The organism is Rhizobacter sp. (genome assembly GCA_021153565.1).
GTDB lineage: Bacteria > Pseudomonadota > Gammaproteobacteria > Burkholderiales > Burkholderiaceae_C > Albitalea.
In genome coordinates this window covers 1-5,086 of the sequence record JAJKJU010000126.1, presented here as the reverse complement: position 1 = coordinate 5,086, position 5,086 = coordinate 1, and the positions used below count along the sequence as shown (strand labels likewise).

General features: G+C 60.7%; 2 protein-coding genes and 1 pseudogene. 2 read left to right on the top strand and 1 reads right to left on the bottom strand.

What is annotated here, in order from left to right; translation table 11 throughout:
* Nucleotides 1-924, top strand: a pseudogene (locus AC30NL_RS07700) (hypothetical protein); the annotation flags it as partial.
* A 103-nt stretch (nucleotides 925-1,027) separates the two neighbouring features.
* On the opposite strand, the gene AC30NL_RS07695 reads toward AC30NL_RS07700, so the two are convergent.
* Nucleotides 1,028-1,504, bottom strand: coding sequence for a hypothetical protein (locus tag AC30NL_RS07695; protein WP_489463422.1), 477 nt, complete (start codon nucleotides 1,502-1,504; stop codon nucleotides 1,028-1,030).
* Between the two features lie 693 nt (nucleotides 1,505-2,197).
* Here AC30NL_RS07695 and AC30NL_RS07690 point away from each other — a divergent pair.
* The gene (locus AC30NL_RS07690; RefSeq protein ID WP_489463421.1) at nucleotides 2,198-4,903 is read left to right on the top strand and encodes a hypothetical protein; all 2,706 of its coding nucleotides are present in this window, start codon (nucleotides 2,198-2,200) and stop codon (nucleotides 4,901-4,903) included.
* Nucleotides 4,904-5,086 lie beyond the last annotated feature (183 nt).

The window sequence follows — 5,086 nt, the reverse complement described above, 5'->3', positions numbered from 1 at the left end:
GCGTCGAGGGCGCCCGCTCGTGCGGAACGCACTGAGGCGGCCGCGCCGGCCGCCTCGCGAAGAAGCCGCCGCCAGCGCGGCGCGGCGAACAAACCGACACCGGTTGAGACGGTGGCCGGTCCGTCGGCATCGCCCGCCGACCAGCGGCGTGATCGCGCCCTGGCGGACGCGCGGCAGGTCCTCGGCAGATCGCGTGATCTCGACCGCCAGGACATCCTGCAGTCCCGCGTCGTGGACCTCGCACGCGCCGTTGGCGTGGACACATCGACGGTGGACTCGTTCGAGCGCCTGCACATCGACCCCATGCACATCGCGAAGGCCGTCCGCGATTCGATGACGAAGTGGTTCGGCGACCCGGCGCAACTGCGCGCGGTGGGCCAACAATTGGCCGCGCTGCCGCCCGCGCAACGCGGCACACCGGAAGTCGCGGAGCTCTCGGCCCGGCTCGAGCGCCGCGCCGCGGTGCTGGACCTTCTTCCGCAACGGCTTCTGGCCGATGAGATCGATGGCATCAAAGGTCATGCGTTCCCCAAGGGTAACCATCTGGCCCGCCTGCTCGAGGTGGGGCACATCGCCCAGGCTCGCCCTCCGAGGCGGCTGCCCTCAGCGGCCGAACCGGGCCCCGCAGGCACCTTGTTCGAGATGGAGATCCAGCTCAGGCCGCTTGCGGACGGCGCGCCCACGCCTTCTCTCTACCTTCACCTTCACACCGATGCACCGGTGACGCCAGAGACCGCCGCGACGCTACCGCTGAACCGGTTCACTGCCGTCCACGTGAAAACGGCGGAACAGCGCAACCTGGGCGCGAAATGGGTGGAAATGCGAAGAGCGCTGGGCCACGATGACAAGGTGCACCGTGGACCGATAGGCAGCGACTTGCTGGAGAAGCTGCAGGCCATGTCGCGCCGTGCTGCCGACCGGTAGCGCGGCAGTCCTTGGAAGGCGAATCGACACGCCACGCTGCGGAACACCACCCCGGCCTTCGGTTCGAGGCGACAGCATTTCGGGATTTCGAATGATGTTCGGGCTAGTGCAATTCAGCGCAGCCGCGCGATGAATGCCCTGTTTGAACTGGATGCCGTGCGACGCGTCTCGGCCATCTTGAAGTTGGAGTGCCGTCGCCTTTTTTTAGATTGCGCGAGTGCAGGCGCTCGCCGGCCGCTATGTCGCACGCGGCCGTGCCGATGATGATTCCGCAGCGCACAACCTGGTCGCCCTGGCGCAGCCCGTGTCGCGTGATCGTGAGACCGCGCGTCATTGTGTGCGAGACGGTCAAGTCTTCGTCGCCGAGCCTCAGGCGGGTGCCGCTGCGAATCGGCGCCCAGACGACCAGGCAGTTGTCCGCAGCGCTGAGCAGAAGTAAGCATGGATTCTTGCCAAGCGCCGCGCCTTCGATTCCGCGCTTTTCCAGCGCGGATCTGGTTTCGACATTCGGTATGTCGCAAGGCTGGCGCGAAGTGCTCGCGCCAAGCTTCGGCACGAGATTTCGGCTTGTGTTGTTCATGTGGTTCCCTTTGTGAAGTGCTGGTGACATGCACAGGCTTCCTGTCACATGCCCCGTGCACTGAATGAAAGTCTAAAAACTGCGCGCTGAACTCGCTTGCATGAAGGCGTCGCGAAACTTGACTGCTTCAGGCAATGACCAGGTGCTGCGGCGATGGACATGAATTTGCGGGCACTATGTAAAACCCAAGGCCGGGACCGAACGCACTTGACTGAAGCCGGCGCAAGACTTGATTGCATCCGGCGTTTCCGGGGGCGTCGTTGCAGGGCTTTCGGAACTTCGAACAGCGTTACGCCCGCGCTGGTCCGTACCGACAGATCACTGCTCATACTGAGAGGCTGAAAGTATTTCGATCAAGCCCGCTCATCACGCCAAAAGCCCCCTGATCGTCGTTGCAAATGCTCGCCGTAGCCCGCTATGGCTGCGCTTTGCGCCTAGGTCAGGTGCCTTTTGGCGTGCTGCTCGGACACGCTCGAAATACTCTCAGCCTCTCACTGCCAATCATTCGGCGACAGCCGTGGCCAACAACCCAAAGAAAGCGGTTACGCAATGAAGATTCCAGACTGCCTCAGTGCATTTGCCAGCGGGGCATGTGATGCCGCAAGTCAACAGCACATAGTCAATTCGACTTCATCTCCGAACGCTGGCAATACGCGATCGGAAAGCACCATTTCATCCGATCAAGCAAATCGATTGCTTCCGCTGCAGCGCCGCCGCATGGGCGACTGCGCAAGTGCCGGGAATTCAATCGTCCGTGCCAGAGCTGCAATTCCATTTGCCAATGCCAAGGCGTCTGCCAAGGTCGACATCGCGGACCCCGAGCCCCTCATCAAGACATTGGAGCCCGGGGGATGTCCGAAGAATGGCACGCGAGTGATCAGTGTTGGCGGGGGGCCGCGCGGAGAGTCGCGGGCGATGGCGGAAATGGAACTGCTGCGACTGCATCGTGCGGACTTCGATCGAATCCAGAAGCTTGGCGGCACCTATAACATCGAAACAGTGATCATCGAACGCAAGGGGGAGGAGTCCATCGGACGTGGCAATGGCTGGGGCGATGAGCATGGGACCGGGACTGCGAACACCGGCGCAGAGGCCTGCAAGCTGACAGCCAACAGCCGTGGACTGCTCGATTATTCGGCGCGGTTCGCCAACTATTTGGGCGACAACCATAAGCGGCTCGTCGAGGAGTCCAAGGACCATCCCGTGATCTCCACGCTGTTGAACAGAGCGCTCGACGGTACCTATGGTCCCAAGGGGGTCCTGGAAACCGGCTTCGCCACCATGACACGCGCCCAGCAGGGGATGGAAGAACTGCAAAGGTTTCGGCAGGCACGCTCCGAGACGATGGAGTTGTTCCCCTTCTATCACTTGCATGTCATGACGAACACCAGTGTCGAGAAGGTCGATATTTCGTCTCCGCAAAGGCCGATGCTCAGTTTGGCTGATGCCCATTCGGCGCAGGCCAAAGGCGTGCTCGTAGGCAACACGGTACGCCTCAACACCGGCACAACGCTGTCGAGCCCAGTCAGCGATGCTGTAGTGAGCGAGCATTCTTTCATCCAGGCCATGAACCCGCAGGCTCTCAAGGAATTCCTTGCGGGCAAGAACTTGCTCGATGAGGCGGGTCAAGTGAAATCGGCGACAAAGCTTGCATTGGGAGGTTCAGGCTTGTCGGCCTACGATCAACTGCTCGCCCTTGTGCCGCTGATGTCGTTGTTCGTATCGGACGATGCCGCCCCGCTTGGCTACAAGGTCTGTAAGGATGCAAAGGCGAAATATCAGGGCGCCATCACGTTCATCAGCAACACGCCAGGAAAGTGGATCCCGCCGCGCCATGCAAATGACCCGGCGTGGAGGCAGGAAAGTGAATCGTTGAGCAACGCAAAGGAGCAACATGCACTGCGCTTGCACAACCAGGGCGAAGAGGAATTCAGATCCTGGGGCGTGCTGACAGACGCATCTGTCGCCGCCACGCTAGGCATGGTGCCCAAGGATGTCCGACAAGAGGGACTGAGCACGGAGGAGCTTTTGCGGGCTCAGTATGCAAGTTCCGTCCAGTCTGCGCAGAAACTGGCAAAGGCGCGACACCTTTCAGGCAAAGCCAGGGCGCAGGCGATCGACGAGTCGACGCGCACCCTCGAAGGCGCTCGCCGCCAGGCAAATCTCTCCACTGTCATTGGGTTCGGTATGGAGCCACGACTGAAAGAAGCCTTCGAAGAGATGGCTCGAATGGCCCCCCTCACATTCGACGGTCAAAAGGGCTATCTGATCCACCGGGCTCAGGTGAAATCCATCACTGAACCGGGCACCGAGATCGCAAAAGACAACGCGGAACTCCTGAAGCGATTCAACACCGTCATGACAGACGTGACGTCCTCGCCGATGGTTGTTCACGCCACTGTGCCGATGTTGTTCGAATCCGGCATCGCGACCTACATGTCCGGGTCCTACGACGGTTTCAAGGGCGATGGTGTCGAGCGCTCATTGTCGTTCACGGGGCACGATGGAGCGAAGGCGTCCTTCGATGCGTTCATCGTGTCACCGACTTTCAATCGAGTCGAAGAGCCGGCCATCGCATCGCTGACGGGCCAAGTCAAGGCTGCGGACCCTCGCATTCCGGACATAGGCGAGGTCACGATGAATCGGCGGATCCTCGCCAAGAATGGGCAACCCACGCAGTTGGAGGACTATTCGCTGAACGGAAAAGGTGCACCTGTTCCCGGAACCCGCTCAAAGTCCTACATTTTCTCTACCGACGTCAATAACCGGGAGTCGGCGACGGACGTCGCACCCGGTCTTGCTTACCGACGGATGGCGCAGGAGCATCTTGCCGCAGCTGGGTTCAAGGACCCAGTCGGCAAAGTCGAAAGTCTGTATCAAACGTACTTCCCTAGCGATGAGGCCTACGCCGCGGAGGTTTCACGCTTCGCGCCACACTTTGACGCAGCGATGATCAAGGCCGAATTCCTGAAGGCCGCGGAGTTGGCAGCCCACGATGACGCGAAGGGTTTCAAAGTTCTGACTCACGCCGCCCGGTCAGCGTCGACAGTCAAGACTCGTGCGGCGTTGCTCGAGCTTCCATTCAAGGAAGCCGTTCGAGCCAAGCTGAACGCGCTGCCTGTGGATCGGAGTCGCGCAGGGTCGGACAAGCCGGACCTCCATCGCGAACAGCAGGAGGTTGTGGATCGTTATCGAGAAGCCAGTCGGAATTACGCCGACGCCTTGGCAGAAAAGCCAACGTTCACGCCTGCCTCGAATGCGGCCTATCACCGACGGTTCGTCGATGTGCCTTTGGAGATTCACCGGAAAGTCTACAAAGAGGCATTTGTACTTGCGGAAGGCCGATTGAAGAAGAACGGGATGCGGAAGTTCCGTGGCAAAAGCTGCACCATTCTGTAGGCCGAACTTTGACGCCGGCCTTCAAAGTTCGATTTCGGATTTGGCCCTGAATAAGGTCCCGTTTTGGCGGCGCTGGGCGGGGTGCGATGCAAGGCGCTCCGAGCGCCGTGTGGCGAGCCACACAAGTGAGGAGCAACGCCGCAGCGCTCCCGCCCAGTGCGCCTAAAGCGGGAAATTGTTTCG